Origin of the sequence: Limimaricola sp. G21655-S1 (genome assembly GCF_027213785.1) — a bacterium.
Classification (GTDB): domain Bacteria; phylum Pseudomonadota; class Alphaproteobacteria; order Rhodobacterales; family Rhodobacteraceae; genus Limimaricola.
This window is the reverse complement of record NZ_JAPWGO010000336.1, coordinates 1-256: the sequence shown is the minus strand read 5'-3', so window position 1 is coordinate 256 and position 256 is coordinate 1. Positions and strand designations below refer to the sequence as shown.

Genomic DNA, 256 nt, shown 5'->3' with positions numbered 1-256 from the left:
CACCAAGGATTTGTTGTTCTTCAAATGACGCTCAGCGAGATGTTGCACTTTACGCCCATCGGGGAAAGGACGCGCGGAAACAGGCGTGTAAGAACACTGCTGCAACTCTGGAAACAGCATATAAATCTCGGCAAGCGCTTCTGCTCCGACGGATCTAAGCGCCTCCGGGCCGGGAAACAGGGATTCTGTTTCTGCCCCATTTGCCACCACAAGCTCATGCCGATCACAAAGAAAGTGGTAGTAATGCGCGCCAGAG

Annotated in this window: 1 protein-coding gene; it reads right to left on the bottom strand. The window is 53.1% G+C overall.

What is annotated here, in order from left to right; all coding sequences use genetic code 11:
- A partial coding sequence (locus tag O4G76_RS20995) for a Hint domain-containing protein (protein WP_269399039.1) occupies nucleotides 1-256 on the bottom strand: 256 nt, incomplete at both ends.